Origin of the sequence: Vibrio owensii CAIM 1854 = LMG 25443 (assembly GCF_000817815.1) — a bacterium.
GTDB classification, from domain to species: Bacteria; Pseudomonadota; Gammaproteobacteria; order Enterobacterales; family Vibrionaceae; genus Vibrio; species Vibrio owensii.
This window is the reverse complement of sequence record NZ_JPRD01000069.1, coordinates 1-24,790: the sequence shown is the minus strand read 5'-3', so window position 1 is coordinate 24,790 and position 24,790 is coordinate 1. Positions and strand designations below refer to the sequence as shown.

Genomic DNA, 24,790 nt, shown 5'->3' with positions numbered 1-24,790 from the left:
ATTGTGAAAACAATTTACAAACCGATTAACTACACAAGCGCAGTTTTGCGACAGGATACGATGAAACTATGACCGTTCTATGAAAACAGAATGGAGAAAATTTGAATGGAAATAATTGGCGATGTGAATATTTTATAGAATAACAAGCAAAAAATAAGGCAGCGTATTCGCTGCCTTATTCGTTCTAATTTATCACTTAAGCTTTCGGTTTCTTGCGCTTGTCTGTGATTTCCCACTTACCGTCAATGAATAGCGCAGTCCAACCACTTGGTTTGCCATCATCTTCAGTACGCACGTAGTTCTCTTTGCTCTTACGGCTAAAACGAACCACTGCTGGGCGACCATCTGGATCCGCCGCTGGTGCTGTCGTTAGGTATTTGAACTTCTCTGGAAGACGCTCTTCAAATCGAGCCAGTTCAGAAACCAATGGCGCACGCGTCTCACGTGATTTAGGGAAGTTACTTGCCGCCATGAATAGGCCAGATGCACCATCACGAAGAACAAAGTAAGCGTCTGAGTTTTCACATGGTAGTTCAGGGAAATGAACTGGGTCTTCCTTCGGTGGCGCAACTTCGCCATTCTTCAGAATCTTACGAGTGTTCTTACACGTTTCACTCGTACAATCCATGTATTTACCGAATCGACCGTTCTTAAGAACCATGTCAGAGCCACACTTGTCACACTCAACAACTGGGCCATCGTAGCCTTTCACTTTGAACTCGCCATACTCAACGATGTAGCCTTCACAGTTCGGGTTGTTACCACAAACGTGCATCTTGCGTTTATCGTCAATCAGGTACGCATCCATCGCTGTTTCACAGATAGGACAACGCTTCTTAGCACGCAGTGCTGCAGTTTCCACGTCTTCTTCTAGAACGTTGATGATGCCTTCTTCGTCACCTAGGTTGATGGTTGTCTTACAACGCTCTTTAGGTGGCAGTGCGTAACCAGAACAGCCAAGGAACACACCAGTAGACGCAGTACGAATACCCATTGGACGACCACAAGTTGGACACTCAATATCTGTCATCACAATGTGATTCAGTTTCATGCCGCCTTCGTTTTCGTCTTGTTCCGCTTTCTCAAGATCACCCGTAAAGTCTGTGAAGAAGCTGTCTAGGACATCTTTCCACATCACGTCACCTTCGGCGATTTGGTCAAGCTTCTGCTCCATACGAGCCGTGAAGTCGTAGTTCATCAGATCGTTAAAGCTGTCATCTAGACGGTCAGTAACAATCTCACCCATCTTCTCTGCGTAGAAACGACGCTGGTCTACTTTCACATAGCCACGATCTTGGATCGTAGAGATGATCGATGCGTATGTAGAAGGGCGGCCAATGCCACGCTTCTCAAGTTCTTTAACCAATGCCGCCTCTGTAAAGCGCGCTGGTGGCTTAGTAAAGTGCTGCTTAGGCTCAAGCGATTCTAGGTCTAGCTTATCACCCAACTGAACTGCAGGAAGAATTGTGTCTTCGTTTTTACCCATTGGGCGTTGTACGCGAGTCCAACCATCAAACTTAAGGATACGGCCTTTCGCTTTCAGCGTGTATTCCGCAGCTTTAACACTGATGGTGGTTGAATCGTATTCTGCTGGTGTCATTTGACACGCAACAAATTGATTCCAAATCAATGAGTAGAGCTTGTGAGCGTCAGCATCAACACCTTGTAGGTCTTCTGCTTTCACTGCTACATCGGAAGGACGAATCGCTTCGTGTGCTTCTTGTGCGCCTTCTTTGCTACCGTATCTTAGCGGGTTAGCAGGAAGGTATTTATCGCCATACTCTGAACCGATGAAGCCACGAACTGCATCTACCGCTTCTGCACTCAAATTGGTTGAGTCAGTACGCATATACGTGATGTAACCCGCTTCATACAGACGCTGAGCCAGCATCATGGTCTTCTTAACACCGTAGCCTAGGCGAGTACTCGCCGCTTGCTGAAGTGTTGAGGTAATGTATGGAGCAGACGGCTTACTCTTCGTTGGGCGATCTTCACGCTTACAAACTTCGTAGCTTGCTTTTTCCAGTACCGAAAGCGCTGCTTTGGTCTCTGTCTCGTTGACAGGCTTAAACGCAACGCCATCTTTTTGCGCAACAAGCAGTTTGAATGCTGTCTTATCTTTGGTATGTGTATTTGCGTTGATGTCCCAGAATTCTTCTGGAATGAAAGCGTTGATTTCACGCTCACGCTCAACCAATAGTTTTACCGCTACTGACTGTACACGACCCGCAGACAAGCCACGTGCAACTTTCTTCCATAGCAATGGAGAAACCATGAAACCCACTACGCGGTCCATGAATCGACGTGCTTGCTGTGCGTTAACACCATCCATATTCAGCTCACCAGGCGTCTGGAAAGCTTGTTGGATTGCATTCTTAGTAATCTCGTTAAAAACTACACGTTTGTATCGCTCTTCATCGCCACCGATGATCTCACGAAGGTGCCATGCGATAGCTTCTCCCTCGCGGTCCAAATCGGTTGCGAGATAAACGAAATCAGCGTCTTTGGCTAATTTTTGCAGTTCACTAACAACTTTTTCTTTGCCTGGAAGGATTTGGTAATTCGCATCCCAGTCATGATATGGGTTAATCCCCATTTTTTTGATTAGAGCTTTACGGTCTTTTTCTTTTTTGACACGCGCTTTCTCTTCCGGGCTCATTCCTTTAGTAGAAATGGCAGCGGCTTTTTTCTCACCAGTGCTTTGACCGGCCGTAGGCAGATCACGCACGTGACCAACACTAGACTTAACAATAAAGTCTTTACCAAGGTATTTATTTATCGTCTTAGCCTTGGCTGGTGACTCCACTATAACGAGCGATTTACCCATAACTGACTCTAACGTCCTTCATAATAATGCGGGTAACTGCCCCCTAAGGAAGCTACCCGCATAATGTTCTATTTCATTGCTTCTTTTTTTACTATTGTGCGAGATGAAAAGAAGATCAACTGCTTTTTTGAAATTCAGATCCGATTGGTTGACAATTCATCGCCTTTCTAATTTGACGAGGCAGGGTTCTGCAAAAGGTCTTGAGCGGCATATACTAAGCAGGCAAAGATTCCTCCCGCTAGTCGAATTCAATAAATTTTGTCTCTCATCACAAAATATTTTTTCTTTCACGATCAGAGCCTAACCTTAGATTACGATGCTGAAATAGCGACGATTTGCATATAAGAATCACTTACCTTGTTGCTTCTATATAAAGAAGTAAAACCTCATGGGACAATACTGGTAAAACACGTAATCACAGATTTAGGTATGCAAACCCATGATGTTTGTGGGTATACTGCTGCCACTTAAGATTTATTGAATGACGAGAACGTTATGTCTGATAGAAAACACATTGAAGAGTTCGACCTTCTTTTGATCGCTAACCAAATCATCCAAGAACACGATGACTACATCGAAGGTATGCGTGCAACGAGCGTAGTAGAAAAAGACGATGTATTGGTATTTAAAGGCGAGTACTTCTTAGATGAAAAAGGTCTGCCGACCACCAATACTACAGCCGTATTCAATATGTTTAAGTACCTTGCGCACCACCTGTCAAAAGAGTTCACGCTGAACAAATAAGCGCTTCAAAATTCAATAAAAAAGCCAGAGTCTCAACTCTGGCTTTTTCGCTTCAATAAACTGAATTAGCAGCTCAATGCTTTCAGTTTATCGAAGTAATCTGGGAATGTCTTGGACGTACATTTAGGATCGTTAATCGTCACCGGTGTATCGCTTAGCGCCACCAGAGAGAAACACATCGCCATACGGTGATCATCATAAGTATCAATCGCAGCGTGCGTAAGTTGTGGTACAGACTTAACGATGATGTAATCCTCACCCTCTTCCACTTCTGCACCGACTTTACGAAGCTCAGTCGCCATTGCAGACAGACGGTCAGTCTCTTTCACGCGCCAGTTGTACACATTACGAATCGCTGTTGTGCCTTCTGCAAACAGGGCTGTCGTTGCGATGGTCATTGCCGCATCTGGTATATGGTTGTAATCCATGTCGATACCTTTCAGCTGACCAACACGTGAAATCACGTAATCATCGCCCCATTCGATTTCTGCACCCATTTTCTCGAGTGCATCAGCGAATTGGATATCACCCTGAATACTATTTTTACCAATACCTGTGACTTTCACTTCACCACCTTTGATGGCCGCCGCCGCCAAGAAGTAAGAAGCTGAAGACGCATCACCTTCGACCAAAAAATCACCCGGAGCGATGTAATGCTGGCCTGCAGGGATAACAAACTCTTGGTAGTCGTTATTGACCACTTCTACACCAAACTGCTTCATGATATGCAAAGTGATATCGATGTAAGGCTTTGAAACCAATTCGCCTTCAATATTGATGCGAATTTCACCCTCAGCCAAAGGCGCTGACATTAAAAATGCCGTTAAGAATTGGCTAGAAATAGAACCATCAATCGATACAGAACCAGATTTAAGACCAGTACCAACGATTTTCAGTGGTGGGTAGTTTTCGTTTTCTAGGTAAGTAACGTCTGCACCAGCCGCTTGAAGGGCTGTCACTAGGTGACCGATCGGACGCTCTTTCATACGAGGTTCACCAGTCAACACGTATTCACCTTCACCTAAGCATAGGGCTGCGGCAAGTGGACGCATTGCGGTGCCGGCATTACCTAAAAATAACTCTACAGGCTCAGAGACAGAAAATGGACGACCGAGACCTTCAACGACACACTCGGTTTTATCTTCAGACAATTGATATTGAACGCCAAGCTTTGTCAGTGCGTTCAACATATGACGAATGTCATCGCTGTCGAGAAGGTTTGTCAAACGAGTGGTGCCTTTTGCTAAAGCAGCAAGCAATAGAGCTCGGTTGGAAACGCTTTTTGATCCAGGAAGGTTCACTTCCCCGTGAATTTTATTGATGGGTTGTAACGTTAGGCTTTCCATTAAAAGTTGATAATCCTTTGTGCTCTCACTTCACGTTTTTTGAGAGCTAAACAATTCTTCGTGGATTCAGACTAACGAAAAAACCATCACAAAACCAGAGTAAATCCTTGCTAATTTTTGAATAATTAGTCAGCTTAGATTTTACTGTGCAAACGTTGGCTTAGTAAGCGATATCCACTCGAACGCCGTCATCAAAATAGAGGATGCGAACATCGTCTCCACGCTTAAACAGCATGCTATTGTCAACGTCTTGAATTACGTTAATAAGTTTGTTGCCATCGACTTTAACCAAAAGTTCAACAAGCTTGTATTCCACCGTGTACTCGTAGTTGCTACGGTTTCTCACTACGGCTGCGCCAGCGAGCGCCCCAACTGCGGTCGCGACTTCTTTACCTGTACCACCACCAAATTGGTTACCCACTAAACCGCCGATCGTCGCACCCAGTAGTGTTTCCCAGCCATTGCTTTGTGACTGTTTCACTTCTTGTTGCGTAATGTATCGCACAGAATCGACTTTGCCATACACCACTTGATTTACAGGTTTTGCTACATTTCTTTCATAGGCTGCATTGGCGAAAAATGGCAAAAACAGTATGATCCATGCCCATCGTTTTATATTAAGTCTTACTCCGCTCATAATAAGCTCCTATAGGCTCTGATGTTGGTAAAGTTTTCTTTATGACAATCTATTTAACTGAACTTGATGACTCGCATTCGTTTCCATCGCCGTACGAAGCTCTGAGCGACCCAAACGGTTTGCTGGCCTTTGGTGGGGATCTCAACCCAGAACGCATTCTTAACGGCTATCACCAAGGTATTTTTCCATGGTATGGCCCTGGTGAGCCCATTCTTTGGTGGAGTCCTTCTCCAAGAGCCGTTTTTGATCCTTTATCATTTAAGCCTTCAAAAAGCCTAAAAAAGTTTCAGCGTAAACAACAGTATAAAGTAACGCTAAACAATGCAACCGAACGCGTAATTCAATTATGTTCTTCAACTCGTCCTGCAGAAGAAACTTGGCTCAATAAGGATATGCAAACGTCCTATATTGAACTCGCCAAACGCGGCCATTGCCACTCAGTAGAAGTATGGCACGAGGATCAACTCGTTGGCGGTTTATACGGCATCAGTGTTGGCCAACTTTTTTGTGGTGAGTCGATGTTTAGCCTTAAAGACAACGCATCTAAGATTGCATTGTGGTATCTCTGCGACCATTTGGCGTCAAACCACGGTCAATTAATCGATTGTCAGGTAATGAACCCACACTTAGCTTCACTTGGTGCATTTGAACTTGAACGTGACGACTTCGTACAAAAACTACTATCTTTAAGAGGTAAGAACACCGATTTGGGCACGTTTGAACCACAGATTTTGCAGGACGCGGTATCATGAGCACAGATCTCCAACACATCCGTATCGGCTTGACCAATAACCATCCGTGCAGCTATTTGCCAGAGCGCGAAGAACGCGTGGCTGTAGCACTCGATGCCAGCTTGCATACAGAACAAAACTATCAAGTATTGATGGCGAATGGCTTTCGTCGCAGTGGCGACACCATCTATAAACCTCATTGTGAACAGTGCAATGCATGTCAGCCAATCCGCATTGCGGTGCCAGACTTTCGTCCATCCAAGAGTCAAAAGCGTCTGTTGAATAAAGCCAATTCTCTGAGTTGGACGCTCAAGCCTGAGCTAGACCAAGATTGGTTCCAGCTTTACAGCAGGTACATAACTGCGCGGCACAAAAATGGCACCATGTACCCTCCTCGTGAGGATGAGTTCGCTCGATTTGCTCAAACAACATGGTTAACAACCGGATTTCTGCATGTCTATGATAAAAATGATCGACTTCTCGCAGTTGCGGTTACGGATATCATGGGTAACAGTGCGAGTGCTTTTTATACCTTCTTTGATCCCGATTATCCTTTGTCTCTTGGGACCTTGGGGGTTCTTTTCCAACTTGAATATTGCCAACAGAACGGCAAACATTGGCTATATTTGGGCTATCAGATCGATGAGTGTCCAGCGATGAACTACAAAACTCGCTTTCAACGACACCAAAGGCTAGTAAATCAGCGTTGGCAAGGGTAGAATACGCCCCAACTTTACATAATTACTGTTTAGCGGCAAAATAAGCGCGCTAATACCGCCTAATTTCTAAAGAGGATTAAATGGCTAAAGAAGACGTAATTGAGATGCAAGGCACTGTGCTTGACACTCTACCAAACACTATGTTCCGCGTTGAACTTGAAAACGGTCACGTTGTGACTGCACACATCTCTGGCAAGATGCGTAAGAACTACATCCGTATTCTTACTGGTGATAAAGTAACTGTAGAGATGACTCCATACGACCTATCTAAAGGCCGCATCGTCTTCCGTGCTCGTTAATCTCTGATTTTCGAATACAATAAAAAACGAAGCTTATGGCTTCGTTTTTTATTGCCTGTCTTTTGCTCTCAATACCAAGCTTGCTTTTGGGGGTTTCAATACACTCAACAGACTTGTTCCATTCTTGCAGACACAAAAAAGCGCACGCCTAGGCGCACGCTTTTAAAGTAGATTTCAACAAAGAATTAGTGAAGTGCTGCTTCTTTCTCGCTTAAGTATTCGAACTTAAGTTCGTCTTTCACTAGCGTTACTTTCACAGTACCACCATCCACCAATGAGCCGAACAGAAGTTCATTCGCCAAAGGTTTCTTAAGCTGCTCTTGAATCACTCGTCCCATAGGACGTGCCCCCATCGCTTTGTCGTAGCCTTTGTGAGCTAACCAATGACGCGCATCTTGTGATACTTCCATTGATACGCCACGAGCGTCCAGTTGAACTTGTAGTTCCACGATGAACTTATCGACCACTTGGTGGATCACCGCTTCATCTAGGCTGTTGAACCAAATAATATTGTCTAGACGGTTACGGAATTCTGGTGTGAACACCTTCTTGATTTCCGCCATCGCATCATGACTATTATCTTGTTGGATAAGACCGATCGATTTCTTCTCAGTCTCAGCAACACCTGCGTTGGTTGTCATCACAAGGATCACGTTACGGAAATCGGCTTTGCGTCCATTGTTGTCCGTCAGCGTACCGTTATCCATTACCTGTAGTAGCAAGTTAAAGATATCTGGGTGTGCTTTCTCGATTTCATCAAGCAGAACCACTGAGTGCGGGTGTTTCAGCACGGCATCGGTTAGTAAGCCACCTTGATCGTAACCAACATAACCTGGAGGCGCACCAATCAAACGGCTTACCGAATGACGCTCACCGTACTCAGACATATCGAAACGAAGAAGCTCAATGCCAAGTAGCTTCGAAAGCTGAACAGTCACCTCTGTTTTACCTACCCCTGTAGGGCCAGCAAACAAGAATGAACCGACAGGCTTGTTATCTACACCCAGACCTGCACGAGACAGTTTGATTGCCTCTGAAAGCGCGTCAATCGCATTGTCTTGACCGAAGACCAGCATCTTCATCTTGTCATCAAGGTTCTTCAGAATGTCTTTGTCTGAAGACGACACTGATTTCTCTGGAATACGTGCCATCTTAGCGACCATCGCTTCGATGTCTGCAACACCAACAGTTTTCTTACGACGACTTGCTGGTGCTAAGCGGCTACGCGCACCCGCTTCATCAATAACGTCGATCGCTTTATCTGGCAAGTGACGCTCATTGATGTATTTCGCCGATAGCTCTACTGCCGCACGCAACGCTTTATTGGTGTAACGAACTTCGTGGTGAGCTTCGTACTTAGGTTTCAGACCAATCAAGATCTTAGTCGTATCGTCGAGAGACGGTTCCACTACATCGATTTTTTGGAAACGGCGAGATAGTGCACGCTCTTTCTCAAAGATATTGCTGTACTCTTGGTACGTTGTCGAACCAATACAACGCAACTTACCGCTACTTAGTAGAGGCTTGATCAGGTTTGCCGCATCGACTTGACCACCAGAAGCTGCACCTGCGCCGATAATAGTATGAATCTCATCGATAAATAGGATTGCGTCTTCTTCTTTCTCAAGCTGCTTAAGAACCGATTTGAAACGCTTCTCGAAGTCACCACGGTATTTGGTACCTGCGAGTAGAGAGCCAATATCCAGCGAGTAAATCACGCTGTTTTGAATCACTTCAGGCACTTGTCCTTCAACGATTCTCCACGCTAGACCCTCAGCGATGGCGGTTTTACCAACGCCCGCTTCACCCACAAGCAATGGGTTGTTTTTACGGCGACGGCAAAGTACTTGGATTGTACGCTCTAGTTCTTTGTCACGACCAATAAGTGGGTCGATGTTACCCGCTTTTGCAACTTGGTTTAGATTGGTTGCAAAGCTTTCCAAACGTTCTTCTGGATTGGTCTCTTCTGGCGCTTCTGAGCCGAAAGAGTCTGATGAAGAAGAGTCTTCATTCGAGCCAGAGGCTTTAGTAATGCCGTGAGAGATAAAGTTAACGATGTCCAAACGAGAGATATCGTTCTTTTTGAGTAGGTAAGCAGCGTGAGATTCTTGTTCGCTGAAAATCGCAACAAGGACATTTGCCCCAGTCACTTCACTGCGACCAGACGACTGAACATGGAAGACGGCGCGTTGTAATACACGCTGGAAACTCAATGTCGGCTGGGTTTCGCGCGTCTCATCGCTTTCAGGAATGAGCGGCGTTGTTTGGTCGATAAAAATATCGAGTTCGTTACGCAAAGCATCAAGGTCCGCTTTGCAGGCTAGAAGGGCTTCCTTAGCTGCATCATTTTCCAACAATGCAAGTAGGAGGTGTTCGACAGTCATGAACTCGTGGCGTTTGTCACGTGCACGAGCGAATGCACCGTTAAGGCTTGACTCTAGTTCTTTATTTAGCATAAGTACCTCCCGAAAGAACAACTTTGGTTGCTCGAGCAAGTCTTCTTATTACGCTTGCTCCATAGTACATAGTAGCGGATGCTCATTTTCCCTTGAGTACATCGTCACTTGCGCTACTTTTGTTTCAGCAATTTCTGCACTGTAAGTGCCACAAATTGCCTTTCCTTCATAGTGGATCTTGAGCATGATTTGCGTCGCTTTATCAATATCATGTGAAAAAAATCGCTCAAGCACCTCTATGACGAAATCCATAGGTGTATAGTCATCATTGTTGAGTACAACGTTGTATAGCTTTGGTGGCTGAACTTTTGTACTTTCGCGCTCCAGAAGATCAGAGTCTGGAGTCACCCATTCAAAATTTTTACTCATGGCAATTCAAAGATATCGTATCAAAGGGTTGATGTTTTCGACCTATAAAAACAATCTACCATAAGCATGCCATGCGGTGTAGTGAGATGTGGCACCTAATTCGAATTTGATAGATAAATTTTGCTTCCTTACATAGAGACTAATGCACCTCTGTCAGGCGCGCAAATAAAAGATTTTTATCACTTAGAACCGATTTTTTTGCTGTTAGAACTATCAATTTAAATGCTCTCTGTTTCCCCCCCTTGTTATTACAATCATCAAACCCACCAAGATCACACTTACAGAGGAAAAAGAACTAAATATCACGAAAACATCACTTTTTATTCATTTAGTAGAATCTTCTAATGTAGGCAATTTGGTTAGTATCCCTTCCCTTGATATCAAACCCTTGCAGTCCTTTTGACTAAAAGCCATCGCATGCGCCAGAAACAGTTTGCAAAAATGTTAATCTCAAAAGTGATTTGTTTTCAAATATGTTTCTGATTGTTGACTTTCACTATTGACTGTCGAGATTCATTGACTACAGTGGAAAGTGTTGATGCATAAATCCTCATTCTGGGTTTGTTGGTTTTCTAACATCCTGGTGAATATGGATATGCTCACTCGACGTGTGTTAGCAATAGCGAAAATAGTAACGGCTAACAATGAGACCAAGTTAAAGGTATAGCTTGGGTGAAGTAACAACATCAGTAAAAAATGCATGAGGGATGTAAAAGCATGGCTACAGGTACAGTAAAGTGGTTTAACAATGCCAAAGGATTTGGGTTTATCTGTTCAGATGAAGAAGAAGGAGATATTTTCGCCCACTACTCAACTATCCAAATGGACGGTTATCGTACACTGAAAGCAGGCCAACAAGTCTCATACGAGGTTGAAAAAGGTCCAAAAGGTTCACACGCAAGTAGCGTCGTGCCAGTAGAAGGCCAAGCCAAATAACTAGAGCGCTGTCGGAAAGACAAAACATTTGCTCTTGTAGAAGCACTACACAGTTCTGCTTTTATAAAGAGAAAAATAAACCCGCCAAAGAGCGGGTTTATTGTTTTTATCGGTTTTATATTCGCGCCACTGAAGTAGCGCGAGAAACATCTATATATTACTTGTTAATAATGGTGTTCAACGTCGCACTTGGGCGCATCAATGTAGACGCGAGCGCATCATCCAGTGAGTAGTAACCACCTAGCTCGCCTTTCACACCTTGCGCAGAGTTCAGTTCAGAAACGATCGCCTCTTCTTGCTCTGCCAATGCTTTTGCCACTGGTGCAAACTCAGCCGCTAGGTCAGCATCTACCGTTTGCTCTGCTAGCGCTTTTGCCCAGTAAGATGCTAGGTAGTAGTGACTACCGCGGTTATCCAATTCACCAACTTTTCGTGATGGCGACTTGTTGTTGTCTAAGAACTCACCCGTCGCTTTATCAAGTGCGTCAGCAAGCACTTGTGCTTTTGCATTGCCAGCAACGGTGCTTAGGTGCTCAAGCGATGCCGCTAGTGCAAGGAACTCACCCAAAGAATCCCAACGCAGGTGGTTTTCTTTTTCTACCTGTTGAACGTGTTTAGGTGCTGAACCACCTGCACCTGTCTCAAATAGACCGCCACCGTTCATTAGTGGAACAATAGATAGCATCTTCGCAGAAGTACCAAGTTCTAGGATTGGGAACAGGTCAGTTAGGTAGTCACGAAGTACGTTACCAGTTACTGAAATGGTATCTAGACCTTCTTTAATACGCTCTAGAGAGAACTTACATGCATCGATTGGTGCAAGAATCTTAATCTCTAAACCTGACGTATCATGCTCTGGTAAGTATGCGTTAACTTTCTTGATCAGTTCTGCGTCATGAGCACGAGCTTCATCTAGCCAGAATACGGCTGGAGCGCCTGTCGCACGAGCACGAGTAACCGCAAGTTTCACCCAATCTTGGATTGGCGCATCTTTCACCTGACACATACGGAAGATATCGCCTTCTTCTACTGCTTGCTCTAGAAGCACCGCACCAGAAGCATCTACAACACGCACAGTACCCGCTTTATCTAGGATGAACGTCTTGTCGTGTGAACCATACTCTTCCGCTTTTTGAGCCATTAGACCCACGTTCGGCACACTACCCATTGTTGTTGGGTCAAATGCACCATGCTCTTTACAGAAGTCGATAACCGCTTGGTAAATACCTGCATAGCTGCGATCTGGGATCATTGCTTTGGTATCTTTCTGCTTGCCATCAGGTCCCCACATTTGGCCAGAAGCACGTAGCATTGCCGGCATCGAAGCATCAACGATGATGTCACTTGGTACATGTAGGTTAGTAATACCACGATCAGAATCAACCATAGCTAGTGCTGGCTGTGTTTCGTATACCGCAAGAATAGCTGCTTCGATTTCTGCTTTTTGTTCTGCAGGTAGCGCTTCAATCTTCGCATATACATCACCGATACCGTTGTTTACGTCAACGCCTAGCTCTTCAAACAGCTTACCGTATTTCGCAAATACGTCTTTGTAGTAAACCTTAACGGCGTGACCGAAGATAACTGGGTCCGATACCTTCATCATGGTTGCTTTCATATGTAGAGAAAGCAGAACGTCTTGCTGTTTTGCTTCTGCAATTTCTTGCTCGAAGAACTCAACTAGCGCCTTCTTGTTCATTACTGAACAATCGATCACTTCTTTGTCTTGTAGAGGGAATGCCGCTTTAAGCTCTTTCACTGAACCATCTGCCGCAGCGAATTCGATTTTAACCTCGGTTGCACCAGACACGGTTGTCGATTTTTCACTACCGAAGAAATCATTGTCGGCCATGCTTGAAACATGAGATTGAGAATCTGCCGACCACGCGCCCATTGAGTGTGGGTTTTTCTTCGCGTAGTTCTTCACTGAAAGTGGTGCACGACGGTCTGAGTTACCTTCACGCAGAACTGGGTTAACCGCACTACCTTTGATTTTGTCGTAAGTCGCCTTGATCGCTTCTTCTTCGTAAGTGCTTGGCTCTTCTGGGTAGTTTGGTAGCTCGTAACCTTTTGCTTGTAGCTCTTTGATTGCTGCTTTTAGCTGCGGGATTGACGCTGAAATATTAGGAAGCTTGATGATGTTCGCTTCAGGCGTCTTAGCCAATTCACCTAACTCTGTTAGCGCGTCACCGATACGCTGCTCTTCTTTTAAATGCTCTGGGAAGTTAGCGATGATTCGACCCGCTAACGAAATATCACGTGTATCTACATTAATGCCAGACGATGCAGTAAACGATTGAATGATTGGTAGTAATGAATAGGTTGCTAACGCCGGGGCTTCATCAGTGATGGTGTAGATAATTGTAGGTTTTTCTGTAGGCATGAAATTTCCCTATTTTTTACTCAACTAAGCTGAACAACTCAGCAACTGAGTTCGTTGAATTTACGCATTGCTTAACGTTAGTAGTGCATTCCTCCTCACCAACGCGACATGCGGTTTGCACTCTTTTTTATAGTTTGGAGCTCTTAGGCTCTCTATCCATGAGTGCACTTTGTGCCAAGTTTGCTTTCATGTGGTTCTTTTGCAAAAACACCGCACTAAAAGCAACTTGGCTATATCATTAAACAAATAACACGAAATAGTCTATTATTCTGTGCGCTTTTGTTAGTTTTAGGCGCGCAAATGATAGCCGATTAGAAGAAAACATAAAACTTTCAAACACAGTTCATTTACATTTTTGCAAGGTAGTTAACATGTCATCTCGCACGGGTCATGAAAAAGGTCGCCGTAGTAACCAATCAAAACCAAGCCATTTTAAACGCTCCGGTAAGCCAAACCATTCAAATGGCCAAGCGAAAAATCGACCTAGTCGCCCTACTCGATCTTCAAAGCCAACTAAGCCTCGCATTGCACCAGAAGATCGTAAAGTGATCATTTTTAATAAGCCTTATGACACGTTAAGCCAATTTACCGATGGCGATGGCCGTAAAACGCTTGCTGACTACATCCCAGTAAAAGACGTATACGCAGCAGGTCGATTAGATAGAGACAGCGAAGGTCTAATGGTGCTAACAAATGATGGCATCTTGCAGGCAAAGTTAACGCAGCCCCAATCAAAGTCACCGAAGACTTACTGGGTACAGGTTGACGGTGCTCCGACTGAAGAAGACTTAGAGAAGCTACGTAAAGGCGTGGAGCTTAAAGATGGTATGACATTACCTGCAAAAGTCGAAGTAATGCCAGAGCCAGAGATCTGGGATAGAACCCCACCAGTTCGCTTTCGAGCTAACATTCCAACAACTTGGTTGGCAATCACTATTATAGAGGGGAGAAACCGTCAGGTAAGACGCATGACCGCACACATCGGCTTCCCAACACTGCGTTTGGTTCGCTACTCGATGAGCGGTATTGTGCTTGACGATTTAAAGCCAGGAGAGTGGCGAGAAATCAAACTCTCGTTTTAAACATCAAGAGAAGCTCACCTCAAAAAATATAAAAAGCAGGTCTAGGCCTGCTTTTTTAGTTTTTGTCGTCACTAATAACGATTATTGTTGAGCAACCCACTTCTTAAAGGTTTCTTTTTCTTGTGGTGTCGCTTTTTGGTACATCGTCTTAAGTAGATCAACCATTTGGCTGTCTTGTGCTGTTGATGACTGTGCGTCAGTTGTAGCAACGACTTTAGGCTCGACGCCAGTAACCGCTTGGCTGTGTTGGTTTACTGTCACAACTGTCACAACTGTCACAGCAACTCCAGCTACCCCACCAGCAATATTATAGTTACGAGCTTCCTGAGCGTAGTTACGACCAATTTGAACGCCATCGGACTCAAGAACGTCTTCAACAAGATCGATAGGCTGACCTTTAGAGTCAAGCAATTGCCACTCTAGAGGGGAAATGTTTGTTTGTGCTTGGCGGTAAGTTTTGAATTCTGGCAGCTCGAATTTTAGTTCTTCATTCTTCACATCGAACTTAGCAATAATAGCGTCGCCATAAACCCCTTTGATATCATCGCCAATTTCAAATTCTGGTTGGTATTTGAAGACAATTTGGTTGGTACCGTCAGGAATCTCTATTGTTTTCTCATCCGAAAACAAACCACCCTCCAACTTTGGCTTCTCCATATTTACCGCAAGTAGTTTTACGTCTTCAGGAACCACCAAGGTCGTTGCAGCATATAAGTTTGTACTGGCTAGAACAGAAAGTGTGATTGCCACTTTTAATGATAACTGCATAGAAATTAAATCCTTATCTCCAATAGTAAAAGACCCAGCATATAGCTGGGTCTTACAATATCAAACTGGGTTTTGATTACCAGTAGAAACGTGCACCAACACCGAAGTCAGTTTTGCTGTCTGTCTTCACGTTGTCAGTTGAAGTTTCTTCAAATACGTATGCGCCTTCAACGAATACGCGAGCCCATTTAGAGAACTTGTACTCAACACCAGCGTAGAAACGTGAATCATCACCGTCTACAGTACCAGCTTGGTCAGAAGAAGACATTACTAGCTCGTAACCAGAGTAAAGAGTTGTCTTAGGAGCTACTGCAAACATACCTGCTAGAGAGATACCGTGAGAATCAACAGTCTCGTCTGAGATCTTGTTCTCGTCTTCGTTGTAGTAGTATGTTGCACCTAGAGTGTGCTCACCTAGAGCGTATTCACCAGTTACTTCGAAAGATAGGTTTTCTGAGTCGTGAGCAACCTTGTTTACTGCAATTTTGTTTACAGAAGAAAGGATACCAGCGTGCATAGATAGGTCACCGAAAGACTTACCTACGAATACTTCACGAACTTCTTCGTTCTTGTCTTTCTCGCCTAGAGCGTAACCCGCTTTTAGCCAGAAAGCATCGTTTTCGAATGCGTATTTAATTTGAGAATCGTTGTTCCACTCGTGTCCGTAAAGAAGTGCAGAACCACCGAAGAAGTAAGAGTAATCCGCGCCGTAAACGTCATCAGCGAAAGTACCTTCTTTACCGAAGCGGATAGTACCCATTTCGCCCATGTCGAAACCGAAGATGTGGCGACGAACGAACACAGTGTCGTCAGTACGCTCACTTGAATCAGCACCAGCGCCGTAGTTATCACCTAGAGCTACACCGATTTCAACTTCACCTAGAACTTTTAGGCTATCGTTTACAACGTAAACACCGTTTACACCCATACGAGAAGAGCTAGTGTTTAGCTCTGCAGTGTGGTCTGTGCTGTCTAGGAATAGAAGAGTTGGACGTAGCTGACCGTAGAAATCTACAGAACCTTCGTCAGATTTGAATACTTCAGCTGCATTCACAGTAGTTGCTGTTGCAGCAACTGCTAGTGCTAATAGAGTCTTTTTCATAATTAATCCACTGCCTTTTCTTAGTTCGGGATATCCTTGTCCGATTCCCTTTTTTTATATTTTTGAAACCGCTTGTTATCGAAACGTAACAATGATTGGTCTGCAAAATCTGGGCACTAGAGTGCAAAAGATTATTCTGCCTGTCAAATTTTCTAAACCACAACATCAAAAAATAAAAATAACCTTTAAATACATACACTTGAGATTTTATATTTAAATTATTCGATGAAGTTCTAAACTAGCAACTTGATTTTTCGTAATTTAGTGATTCATTAATAACAAATAGAAAACACCATTCAATTACATTAAATAGAATTTAATTAGAATAAAAAACTACTGAAATGGCATTTTTGAAGTTTTATATTTTTCACCTAATGAAATTATTTTCATTTAGTTTAGGTTCAATATTTTTTTGTGAACAAGATCTACATTCCGCACAAAAGCATTCCGTTTTGTGAACTACTGTAGAACCAGTGATGTGTGCTACTATGCGCCACCAACGCATTTGAGGCCCGTATGCTAACCAGTAACATCCAAAAATCGATTCGAACCAGTTATCAAAACTTGCAAGCTCAACTGGATAACTTTGTTCCGAGACGAGCACAAAACTACCTCGTCGCCGAGATCGCTAAAACGCTATGCGGGCAATACCACAAATCAAATCGTATGCTGGTTGCCGAAGCAGGTACTGGCATTGGTAAATCACTTTCTTATCTGATGGCCGCGATTCCTGTGGCGGTTTACAACAATCGCAAAGTGGTGATTTCAACAGCCACCGTGGCATTGCAAGAACAGTTAGTGAATAAAGACCTCCCTCTTTTCCGCCGAATTACGGATCGAGAGTTCTCTTTTATTCTGGCGAAAGGTCGTCAGCGCTACTGCTGCGCAGAGAAACTTGCAACAGCGAGCGGCGTTGATGGTGGCCAACTCGCCATGTTCGAGACTAAACCAAAGAAGAAAGACATCGAGCTTCTGGAAACCATGTACCGCTCTCTTGCTCAAGGTAAATGGGATGGAGACAGAGATTCATGGCCAAAACCGATCGATGACCACATTTGGCAATTGATAGTCAGCGATAAGCACAGCTGTAACAATAGCTTGCCCGCTCACCGCAACTGCCCTTTCCAAAAAGCCCGTGCAGAGCTAGATAAAAATGATGTCATCATTGCGAATCACTCATTGGTTATGGCGGATGCCGATTTAGGTGGCGGAGTCATTCTCCCAGAACCTGAAAACACGATTTACGTATTTGATGAAGCTCATCACCTGCCTCATGTTGCGCGAGACCATGCTTCTGCTTCAGCAAGCTTGAAAGGGGCTGCGGCATGGCTAGAAAAGCTCAACCAATCCATCACTAAGTTTTCTTCATTAACCGATGAAAAACGTGTTGGCCGATTCCGTAATGATCTACAAGAGTCGGTACAGGAACTGATCCCTGCGTTAAACCAATTAACCAAGCAGTTTGACCCTGCGCAGTTTGAAGAGAACGTTTATCGTTTTGAACATGGCGAGCTACCAACTTGGTTAGAAAACCAGTCTAAAGATCTAAAACAACTGAGTAAGAAAGCGAATCAAAGTGTGGCTAAGATCGCCGATTTGATCGCTGAACGCGTTAAAGATGGTGAATTATCGTCAAGATTAGCGGAGCCTGCTTTAGCTGAATTAGGCTTTTACATTCAGCGCTTGGAAAACCTAGCGCAAGTATGGAACCTAATGGCAGAGCCTACTCGTGACAAAGGCGCGCCTTTAGCTCGATGGTTAGAGAAACACCCAGATCGAGAAGGCGATTACATCGTTAGTGTTTCACCGCTAGAAATTGGGTGGCAACTCGACCAACAGATCTGGAGCCGATGCATTGGAGCGGTGTTAGTTTCTGCGACGATGCGCGCGCTAAACTCATTCACCTACTTCTGCCACCAAGTTGGGGTCGATGCAAAACCGGAGTCTGGCACTCAATTTTTGGCTTTGGCTTCTCCGTTTGACTATCAGAATCAAGCAGAGCTCTTAATCCCAGCAATGAAGTACGAACCCCAAGCGCCGCAGTTTACCGAATATCTTATTGAAATTTTGCCTAAGTATTTAGAAGACAACAAAGCGAACTTGGTATTATTCTCCTCTTATTGGCAAATGAACCAAGTGGCGGATGCATTAAGCTCAGATTTCATCAAACGAGGCTGGGCACTCCAGGTACAAGGCGAAAGTTCACGCTCAGAAATTCTAAAAAAACATAAAAAGCTCGTAGATCAACAAAAAACCAGCGTTCTTTTTGGTACAGGAAGTTTCTCTGAAGGCCTTGATTTGCCGGGAGAACTGCTAGAAAACCTTGTCATCACCAAGATTCCATTTGGTGTGCCAACCTCTCCAGTAGAGCAAGCGCATTCAGAATACATTGAGAAAAAAGGTGGCAATCCGTTTATGCAGATTACCGTGCCAGATGCGAGTAAAAAGCTCATCCAAAGTGTCGGTCGTTTACTGCGCAAAGAGCGGGATTCTGGTAGAGTGACCATCCTTGATAGACGTTTGGTAACAAAACGCTACGGGCAATCATTAATTGATTCGCTTCCTCCGTTTAAACGCAAGATCGAATATTAGAAGAATAATTATTTATGGAAATGATTGAGCCAACCATGCTGTTGGTGTTGGCGCTAGTCGCTTTTGTTGCTGGATTCATTGATGCCGTTGCCGGTGGCGGGGGCATGCTAACCGTGCCTGCACTGTTGTCGTTAGGGCTTCCACCGCATATTGCATTGGGCACAAACAAACTTGCTGCCTCTTTTGCGTCTTCTACTGCTGCATTTACCTACTACAAAAAGCGCCTATTTAAACCTCAATGTTGGGGGAGAGCATTTGTTGCAACCCTTATTGGTGCAACACTAGGAACATTGTTTGTCGATGCCATCAGTACGCAGTGGCTAGAAAAGGTGTTACCTCTGATTATTCTTGCTGCTGCAATGTACACTGTGTTCCACAAAACGCCTCAGTCAACGCATCAGAGCCCTACCCCTGAACCCTGCCCAATGCTAAACAAAAAGCAATATATGCAAGGTTTTACCATCGGCTTCTATGATGGACTTGCTGGCCCCGGAACAGGGGCGTTTTGGACAGTAAGCTCGATGGCTCTTTATCGACTCAACATCTTATTGGCGTCGGGTTTAGCCAAAGCCATGAACTTCACCAGCAACTTCACTTCTCTTATCACTTTTGCTGTTTTAGGTCATATCAACTGGGTGCTAGGCTTAACCATGGGGGTTTGTTTGATGGCAGGAGCCTTTGTCGGTGCTCATTCTGCGATTCGATTTGGCTCTAAATTTATTCGCCCAGTGTTTGTAACGGTCGTGAGCGTGCTAGCAATTAAGCTTGCTTATGATGCGTGGTTTGTGGGATTAACATGAACATTAAGCAACTTTCTGAAAACTTAGAGCAGATGTCAAAACAAGCCGCGATGCTTGATCGTCAACGTGGTGAACACCATGTCCACCTATTTGATGAACGTTTATTTCATTGTCGCTCACGTTTACTGACCCCATGTGTAAAAGAAGCCAAAGCCACACTTGATGCAATCATACGTGAGCAAAGCGAAGGCAAACTTACCGCTTTACGTGCAGAGTATTTAACTGAAAGGCTAGTGGCACAAATCACAGCAATTCAACGTGAGATATCCACTACGAAGATTCGTAAGAGTGAAATCAAGCACAGCAGCCACTTTAGAAAACCGATCAACGTAATGTATCAGGAGTTGGCGCAGCACCAAGAATGGGCGCGCCGCCTACGCGAAATGGTATTAGAGAAGCAAAGAGCGGTCGAGATGGCTCCGAGCTTTGCGCGCGCAGAAGCGCAAAAAGTACTGTTGGCAACAGAGCAACGACTAGAGCGTTGTGAAGCCGCTTTGCTGAAGTTAGAAAACCAAATTACTCATAGGGAAAAGAACCAGTAATGTCAGAACAGCAAAACTCTCCTTTAGATGACGCGCCAGCAGAGATCAAACTTGCTGTGGATTTGATTTACTTACTAGAAACCAATGAGATCGATCCAGAAACCGCGTTGAAAGCGATTAAGATTGTGCAAAGCGATCTGGAAAATAAGCTTAAGGCTGAATAAAGCGTTATCTGGAAACAAACACTTAAACACAATAAAGGGAGCATCAATGCTCCCCTTTGTATTGCGTGGACAAGAGTGCCTCAAAAGCTATTAGACTTTGAACTGCGCCATCAACGCTTGTTGTTGGTCAGATAACGATTCCATCTCTAAACCAGCACTCTCTGATGATTGAGCCTGATTGAGGATCTCGCTACTAAGATCTCGGATATTCGCCACACTTTGATTCACTTCATTTGATACCGATTGCTGCTCTTCGGCCGCTCTGACGATCTGACTGTTCATGTCATTGATCGCAGCGATAGACTCAAAAATACTTTGCAACTCTGCTACAGCCATATTGACTTGTTCAGCTGAAGATTGTGCTTTTTGGTTACCCTCTGTAATAGCTCCCACTACCGCCTGAGTGCCCGTTTGGACACTAGCGATCACATCTCGAATTTCCCCTACAGAACTTTGAGTACGACTTGCTAAATTTCGAACCTCATCCGCAACCACGGCAAAACCACGACCTTGCTCACCTGCTCTTGCGGCTTCGATAGCAGCATTAAGCGCTAATAAATTAGTTTGCTCAGAGATGCCCTCAATGACCGTCAGAATTTCTGTAATGCTCGCATTGTTATTTGCCAACTCTTCCACCACAGGAACGGCTTTCATCATAGTAGCAAGAAGCGCTTGCATTTGTTGTTCAGACGCTTGAATCACTTGCTGCCCTTTCTCGGCTGATTTGCTTGCTGCTGAAGCAGCGTTCACCGCGACCTCCGCATTTTGCACCACCAGCGCCGCGGTTTGCGTCATCTCTTCAGCGGCAGTGGCAACGAGATCAACTTCTTTGAATTGTGCATCACTACTGCTTCTTGTCGCCGCAACCACCAGCTTCGCATGTTCGGTTTTGTCCGCCATTTGTCGTGACGTGTCCACCACTTGTTTTATCGTGCTCTGTAATCGCGCTAAAAATTGGTTAAATGCGTTTGATAACTGGCCAATTTCATCCTGTGATTTCACATCCAAACGTTGGGTTAGATCCCCTTCTCCCGTGGCAATGTCCTCCAAGCGAAGCACGACTTCCCGAATTGGCCTTACAATGTTTTTTGCCAATAATGCTGTCGTGGCTAACCCAATTAGCACTAGAACAACACCGACACTAACCTCAATGACGATGCCTTCTTCCATGTTCGTCGTGATCAAGGTATCTAGCGTGTCTGCATCAGCCAATACGGCCGAACGCGGCATTTCAAAGATCACCCCCCAAGTCTGGTTGGCAATTTGAATAGGAGAGAAAACCGTCATCCACTCACCTGAGGCGTTCCACTCTACTGCCGCTTCTCCCCCAAACAAGAAATCGGTTAGCTTGTCGTTGGATAGGTTTGAACTAACAAAAGGTTGACCAATGGTATTTGCTGAATCATCCGACGCGAGTAATGTGCCATCAAGGCTGATCATTGATACGCTTCCGGCTCCTGCAAACAAACTTTGGTCAGAATTGACCGCAATCTTCGCCAACTGATCCAAACGAAGTTCGATCCCTAAGAAGCCGATAGGAACGCCTTCCACAATTAAAGGAATAGAAATGGAAGTCGTGAGGAAACTGCCAGTGTCATTGCTGTTCAATCGAGGTGAAGCAATACACGTTTGGCCAGAAGAAATAGGACAATAAAAATGTTCAGCGTTCTCATTCTGATTCAGCACTTTCTCACTGAGTGTCTTGGCGAGCACATTTTCGCCGTTGTTTGCCTTTGACCAATAAGTTGCAAATCGTCCCGCTTCATTAGAACCTACATAGTCGGCGCTTTTGTAGTTTGAGTCTTCACTGTCTAGCATGTCCGGATTAAACACCAAGTACGCAGCTTGTATCGCATCAAAACGCAACACTGCCTGTCGAATCATTTCATTCAAAGCAGACCGAAGATCTTCACTCGCACCAAAATTCTCCTCTGAGTTAGATTTGAAGAATAACGCGTTCGCAGCCAACATTTCGGCTCTATATGTCGCTTCGTTGAGGTACTCAGACACTTCCGTCGCATTTAAGAGCGCACGGGTTTGTAGAAGTTGTTCCGACTTTTCAACAACAGACGCACTACTCTCTTGTTGCAACAATTTTTGGTTGCCGAGCGCGTTGTAAACTGAAAAGCCAATTAAAGATAAAGAAGTAACAAGCAGGCAAAGCCCGGAAAGTAACGTGATTTTCCACTGCACAGATAGGGTTCGCATACAACATCCTTATTCAAGCAAACTCATTTTTGAGACTCATTAAACCATACGCAGGCACAATAGCAATTACATATTTAACAATTCTTTAAACTCAATTTGATTACATGAGAACCGTTTTCAGCTCGCCTTTGCGATGGTAACATCATGCTCAAACACGCCCTCTCAGAAGGATAAAAAATGAAAGTAATTAGCTTTAACATCAATGGACTTCGTGCGCGTCTGCATCAACTACAAGCGCTTATCGACAAGCACCAACCAGACGTTATTGGCCTTCAAGAAATCAAAGTACACGACGAAGCTTTTCCAATCGAAGATGTCGAAGCGATGGGTTACAAAGTTTACTTTCACGGCCAGAAAGCGCACTACGGCGTGGCTATGCTATGTAAACAAGAGCCAATCAGCGTTCAAAAAGGTTTCCCAACCGACAATGAAGAACATCAAAAGCGCATGATCATGGCGACGTTTGAAGATGAGAATGGAGAGAAGGTAACGGTTCTAAATGGTTACTTCCCTCAAGGCGACAACATTGCTCACGAAACCAAGTACCCATACAAACGTCAGTTCTACAAAGATTTGATGACTTATCTGAACGATCACCACTCTAACGATGAACAATTGATTGTCATGGGCGACATTAACATCAGTCCAATTGACGCAGATATCGGCATTGGTGAACCAAACCGTAAACGCTGGTTGAAAACAGGCAAATGTTCATTCCAACCAGAAGAACGCGAATGGTTGCAAACCCTTCTAGATTGGGGCTTCGAAGATACCTTCCGTAACTTGCACCCAGAAGTCGACGATCGTTTCTCGTGGTTTGATTACCGCTCTCGCGGCTTCGATGACAACCGCGGCCTTCGCATTGATGTGATTTTAGCAACGCCATCGTTAGCAAAGAAATGTATTGAATCAGATATTGATTACGAACTACGTGGGATCGAAAAACCGTCAGATCACGCCCCTATTTGGTCTACTTTCAAATAGATAATGACAAGAGCTAATCGCAGCACATTTTCGCAGCGATTAGCTCTACTCTTCCTCTCTCAAAAACGAAACCTCGCTTTCCCTCCACGTCTCACTTTTGAGGCACTTCTTAAGCTTTCACTTTCTATACTGATTACTACTTCTTTAGTTCATGGAGAGAGGGAAGTATGGTTCAAAATAGTTGGAACAACTTGTCACCTTTTACATTTAAAGCATTAGGCCCCATGACGTTAGTCAGTGCGGCGATCAATGCGTTAATGTTAGTGGTTCCAATATACAGCCTCCAACTCTTCGACCGCGTGTTATCGAGCAGAAGTACAGACACGCTGTTCCTACTCACAGTAATCGCGCTTTTCTTGCTCATCTCACAGGCCTTACTCGACACTCTGAGACAAAAGTACACTCAACGAAAAGCACTTCAGTTCGAATCAGAAAGTGCACAGTGGCTCTATCAGATTTGTGGGACGAGGTCGGAAGCAAAAGCTCGCTATGTTTTTAATGATATTAACGAGATCCGCTCGCTCCTCACCTCTCCGAGCTTTTTTGTTGCCTTCGACCTTCCTTGGACTCCCCTTTTTTTACTCGTCATGTTTATGCTCCACCCTATCATTGGGTTAGTCGGTTTGATTGCTGTGATTTGCGTGCTGTTTGTTGCGCTGGTTTCCTTCTATGCCAAGAAGAAATCTTTTGAAGCAACTTATGCGACTCAAATAGCCACAAACAGAAAAGTCGATGAGTTGTTCAACAAACAAGAAACCCTGCTTTCTCAACAAGCTTACAAGGGAACATTTGATAAGTTTCAATCGGTACTAGCTGAAAAACTTTGGTTCAGAAATAAAATTGACCTAGCATCTATCAACCTAACTTCGCTGGCGAAACTCGTTCGCATGACCCTGCAAATTGGCATTATGGGCACGGGGGCTTTTCTGGTTATCGAGAACGCAATGAGTGCAGGTGGCATGATTGCAGGCTCGATTCTAATGGCTCGCGCGCTTCACCCGATTGAACAACTGACTGCCGGGTTTCAAGGCTGGAAAACAGGACTAGCAGCAGCCGACCGCATCAAGCAAGCCGTCAACAAAAGCCAAACAGAGCCTGAAC

Annotated in this window: 21 protein-coding genes; 12 read left to right on the top strand and 9 right to left on the bottom strand. The window is 44.4% G+C overall.

All coding sequences use genetic code 11. The annotated features are described in order from the left end of the window. Positions 1 to 196: 196 nt before the first annotated feature. Entirely contained in the window at positions 197 to 2,827 is a 2,631-nt protein-coding gene (gene topA, locus H735_RS27545) for a type I DNA topoisomerase (RefSeq protein ID WP_020195007.1), read from the bottom strand. 495 nt (positions 2,828 to 3,322) lie between these two features. Between topA and H735_RS27540 the strand changes: the two genes are divergently transcribed. Beyond that, complete coding sequence (locus tag H735_RS27540) at positions 3,323 to 3,571, top strand: YciN family protein (protein ID WP_005441647.1); 249 nt, start codon at positions 3,323 to 3,325, stop codon at positions 3,569 to 3,571. 65 nt (positions 3,572 to 3,636) lie between these two features. Here the strand turns inward: H735_RS27540 and aroA are convergent, their stop codons facing one another. Together aroA and H735_RS27530 are read right to left on the bottom strand one after the other, a co-directional pair. Then, positions 3,637 to 4,917 carry a 3-phosphoshikimate 1-carboxyvinyltransferase gene (gene aroA / locus H735_RS27535; RefSeq protein ID WP_020195008.1) on the bottom strand — a complete coding sequence of 427 codons (1,281 nt, stop codon included), beginning with the start codon at positions 4,915 to 4,917 and terminating at the stop codon, positions 3,637 to 3,639. Positions 4,918 to 5,077: 160 nt separating this feature from the next. After that, positions 5,078 to 5,554 carry an outer membrane lipoprotein gene (locus H735_RS27530; RefSeq protein ID WP_020195009.1) on the bottom strand — a complete coding sequence of 159 codons (477 nt, stop codon included), beginning with the start codon at positions 5,552 to 5,554 and terminating at the stop codon, positions 5,078 to 5,080. 41 nt (positions 5,555 to 5,595) lie between these two features. Here H735_RS27530 and aat point away from each other — a divergent pair, with 41 nt between their 5' ends. The 3 genes from aat to infA all read left to right on the top strand — a co-directional run bounded on the left by aat (position 5,596) and on the right by infA (position 7,303). After that, complete coding sequence (gene aat / locus H735_RS27525) at positions 5,596 to 6,306, top strand: leucyl/phenylalanyl-tRNA--protein transferase (RefSeq protein WP_020195010.1); 711 nt, start codon at positions 5,596 to 5,598, stop codon at positions 6,304 to 6,306. Further along, positions 6,303 to 7,004, top strand: a complete 702-nt coding sequence (locus H735_RS27520) for an arginyltransferase (protein WP_020195011.1) — start codon at positions 6,303 to 6,305, stop codon at positions 7,002 to 7,004. The genes aat and H735_RS27520 overlap by 4 nt, the downstream gene beginning before the upstream one ends. 80 nt (positions 7,005 to 7,084) lie before the next feature. Then, complete coding sequence (gene infA, locus H735_RS27515; protein ID WP_001040192.1) at positions 7,085 to 7,303, top strand: translation initiation factor IF-1; 219 nt, start codon at positions 7,085 to 7,087, stop codon at positions 7,301 to 7,303. 185 nt (positions 7,304 to 7,488) lie between these two features. Here infA and clpA read toward each other — a convergent pair whose 3' ends face one another. Then, the gene (gene clpA / locus H735_RS27510; RefSeq protein WP_005437445.1) at positions 7,489 to 9,759 is read right to left on the bottom strand and encodes an ATP-dependent Clp protease ATP-binding subunit ClpA; all 2,271 of its coding nucleotides are present in this window, start codon (positions 9,757 to 9,759) and stop codon (positions 7,489 to 7,491) included. A 48-nt stretch (positions 9,760 to 9,807) separates the two neighbouring features. Beyond that, complete coding sequence (clpS, locus tag H735_RS27505; protein ID WP_005427554.1) at positions 9,808 to 10,128, bottom strand: ATP-dependent Clp protease adapter ClpS; 321 nt, start codon at positions 10,126 to 10,128, stop codon at positions 9,808 to 9,810. Between the two features lie 717 nt (positions 10,129 to 10,845). On the opposite strand from clpS, the gene cspD reads away from it, so the two are divergent. Beyond that, positions 10,846 to 11,064, top strand: a complete 219-nt coding sequence (gene cspD / locus H735_RS27500; RefSeq protein WP_005437446.1) for a cold shock domain-containing protein CspD — start codon at positions 10,846 to 10,848, stop codon at positions 11,062 to 11,064. Between the two features lie 157 nt (positions 11,065 to 11,221). On the opposite strand, the gene H735_RS27495 is transcribed toward cspD, so the two are convergent. Further along, positions 11,222 to 13,447 (bottom strand): NADP-dependent isocitrate dehydrogenase, encoded by a 2,226-nt coding sequence (locus H735_RS27495; RefSeq protein WP_020195012.1) that lies wholly within the window; start codon positions 13,445 to 13,447, stop codon positions 11,222 to 11,224. Positions 13,448 to 13,818: 371 nt separating this feature from the next. Here H735_RS27495 and H735_RS27490 point away from each other — a divergent pair, with 371 nt between their 5' ends. After that, positions 13,819 to 14,529 carry a pseudouridine synthase gene (locus H735_RS27490; protein WP_020195013.1) on the top strand — a complete coding sequence of 237 codons (711 nt, stop codon included), beginning with the start codon at positions 13,819 to 13,821 and terminating at the stop codon, positions 14,527 to 14,529. Positions 14,530 to 14,610: 81 nt separating this feature from the next. On the opposite strand, the gene H735_RS27485 is transcribed toward H735_RS27490, so the two are convergent. After that, entirely contained in the window at positions 14,611 to 15,297 is a 687-nt protein-coding gene (locus tag H735_RS27485; protein WP_020195014.1) for a DUF2057 family protein, read from the bottom strand. Positions 15,298 to 15,373: 76 nt separating this feature from the next. Next, entirely contained in the window at positions 15,374 to 16,399 is a 1,026-nt protein-coding gene (locus H735_RS27480; protein WP_020195015.1) for a porin, read from the bottom strand. A gap of 516 nt (positions 16,400 to 16,915) precedes the next feature. Between H735_RS27480 and dinG the strand changes: the two genes are divergently transcribed. From dinG to rsmS, 4 genes are read left to right on the top strand one after another with little or no spacing between them, the layout of a single operon-like run. Next, positions 16,916 to 18,991, top strand: a complete 2,076-nt coding sequence (gene dinG / locus H735_RS27475; protein ID WP_020195016.1) for an ATP-dependent DNA helicase DinG — start codon at positions 16,916 to 16,918, stop codon at positions 18,989 to 18,991. Positions 18,992 to 19,005: 14 nt separating this feature from the next. Continuing rightward, positions 19,006 to 19,791 (top strand): sulfite exporter TauE/SafE family protein, encoded by a 786-nt coding sequence (locus H735_RS27470; RefSeq protein ID WP_005437454.1) that lies wholly within the window; start codon positions 19,006 to 19,008, stop codon positions 19,789 to 19,791. Then, positions 19,788 to 20,333, top strand: coding sequence for a primosomal replication protein (locus H735_RS27465; protein WP_020195017.1), 546 nt, complete (start codon positions 19,788 to 19,790; stop codon positions 20,331 to 20,333). The genes H735_RS27470 and H735_RS27465 overlap by 4 nt, the downstream gene beginning before the upstream one ends. Beyond that, complete coding sequence (gene rsmS / locus H735_RS27460) at positions 20,333 to 20,497, top strand: pleiotropic regulatory protein RsmS (RefSeq protein WP_009707110.1); 165 nt, start codon at positions 20,333 to 20,335, stop codon at positions 20,495 to 20,497. Before H735_RS27465 ends, rsmS begins: the two co-directional genes overlap by 1 nt. 90 nt (positions 20,498 to 20,587) lie before the next feature. Here rsmS and H735_RS27455 read toward each other — a convergent pair whose 3' ends face one another. Continuing rightward, a complete protein-coding gene (locus tag H735_RS27455) occupies positions 20,588 to 22,705 on the bottom strand; it encodes a methyl-accepting chemotaxis protein (RefSeq protein ID WP_020195018.1) in 2,118 nt (705 codons plus the stop codon). Positions 22,706 to 22,882: 177 nt separating this feature from the next. On the opposite strand from H735_RS27455, the gene xthA reads away from it, so the two are divergent. Continuing rightward, positions 22,883 to 23,689: an exodeoxyribonuclease III gene (gene xthA / locus H735_RS27450; protein WP_020195019.1), complete on the top strand. Its 807-nt coding sequence runs from the start codon at positions 22,883 to 22,885 to the stop codon at positions 23,687 to 23,689. 167 nt (positions 23,690 to 23,856) lie between these two features. Beyond that, positions 23,857 to 24,790: type I secretion system permease/ATPase (locus H735_RS27445; RefSeq protein WP_042980699.1), on the top strand; the 934-nt coding region annotated here is incomplete at its 3' end.

What these genes read in the sequence shown, in the direction of transcription:
- H735_RS27480 (WP_020195015.1), bottom strand. Translation starts at nt 16,399, where the DNA reads ATGAAAAAGACTCTATTAGCACTAGCAGTTGCTGCAACAGCAACTACT.
- H735_RS27455 (WP_020195018.1), bottom strand. Translation starts at nt 22,705, where the DNA reads ATGCGAACCCTATCTGTGCAGTGGAAAATCACGTTACTTTCCGGGCTT.
- cspD (WP_005437446.1), top strand. Translation starts at nt 10,846, where the DNA reads ATGGCTACAGGTACAGTAAAGTGGTTTAACAATGCCAAAGGATTTGGG.
- H735_RS27495 (WP_020195012.1), bottom strand. Translation starts at nt 13,447, where the DNA reads ATGCCTACAGAAAAACCTACAATTATCTACACCATCACTGATGAAGCC.
- infA (WP_001040192.1), top strand. Translation starts at nt 7,085, where the DNA reads ATGGCTAAAGAAGACGTAATTGAGATGCAAGGCACTGTGCTTGACACT.
- topA (WP_020195007.1), bottom strand. Translation starts at nt 2,827, where the DNA reads ATGGGTAAATCGCTCGTTATAGTGGAGTCACCAGCCAAGGCTAAGACG.
- H735_RS27470 (WP_005437454.1), top strand. Translation starts at nt 19,006, where the DNA reads ATGGAAATGATTGAGCCAACCATGCTGTTGGTGTTGGCGCTAGTCGCT.
- H735_RS27540 (WP_005441647.1), top strand. Translation starts at nt 3,323, where the DNA reads ATGTCTGATAGAAAACACATTGAAGAGTTCGACCTTCTTTTGATCGCT.
- aroA (WP_020195008.1), bottom strand. Translation starts at nt 4,917, where the DNA reads ATGGAAAGCCTAACGTTACAACCCATCAATAAAATTCACGGGGAAGTG.
- clpA (WP_005437445.1), bottom strand. Translation starts at nt 9,759, where the DNA reads ATGCTAAATAAAGAACTAGAGTCAAGCCTTAACGGTGCATTCGCTCGT.
- dinG (WP_020195016.1), top strand. Translation starts at nt 16,916, where the DNA reads ATGCTAACCAGTAACATCCAAAAATCGATTCGAACCAGTTATCAAAAC.
- clpS (WP_005427554.1), bottom strand. Translation starts at nt 10,128, where the DNA reads ATGAGTAAAAATTTTGAATGGGTGACTCCAGACTCTGATCTTCTGGAG.
- rsmS (WP_009707110.1), top strand. Translation starts at nt 20,333, where the DNA reads ATGTCAGAACAGCAAAACTCTCCTTTAGATGACGCGCCAGCAGAGATC.
- H735_RS27490 (WP_020195013.1), top strand. Translation starts at nt 13,819, where the DNA reads ATGTCATCTCGCACGGGTCATGAAAAAGGTCGCCGTAGTAACCAATCA.
- H735_RS27485 (WP_020195014.1), bottom strand. Translation starts at nt 15,297, where the DNA reads ATGCAGTTATCATTAAAAGTGGCAATCACACTTTCTGTTCTAGCCAGT.
- xthA (WP_020195019.1), top strand. Translation starts at nt 22,883, where the DNA reads ATGAAAGTAATTAGCTTTAACATCAATGGACTTCGTGCGCGTCTGCAT.
- aat (WP_020195010.1), top strand. Translation starts at nt 5,596, where the DNA reads ATGACAATCTATTTAACTGAACTTGATGACTCGCATTCGTTTCCATCG.
- H735_RS27520 (WP_020195011.1), top strand. Translation starts at nt 6,303, where the DNA reads ATGAGCACAGATCTCCAACACATCCGTATCGGCTTGACCAATAACCAT.
- H735_RS27465 (WP_020195017.1), top strand. Translation starts at nt 19,788, where the DNA reads ATGAACATTAAGCAACTTTCTGAAAACTTAGAGCAGATGTCAAAACAA.
- H735_RS27530 (WP_020195009.1), bottom strand. Translation starts at nt 5,554, where the DNA reads ATGAGCGGAGTAAGACTTAATATAAAACGATGGGCATGGATCATACTG.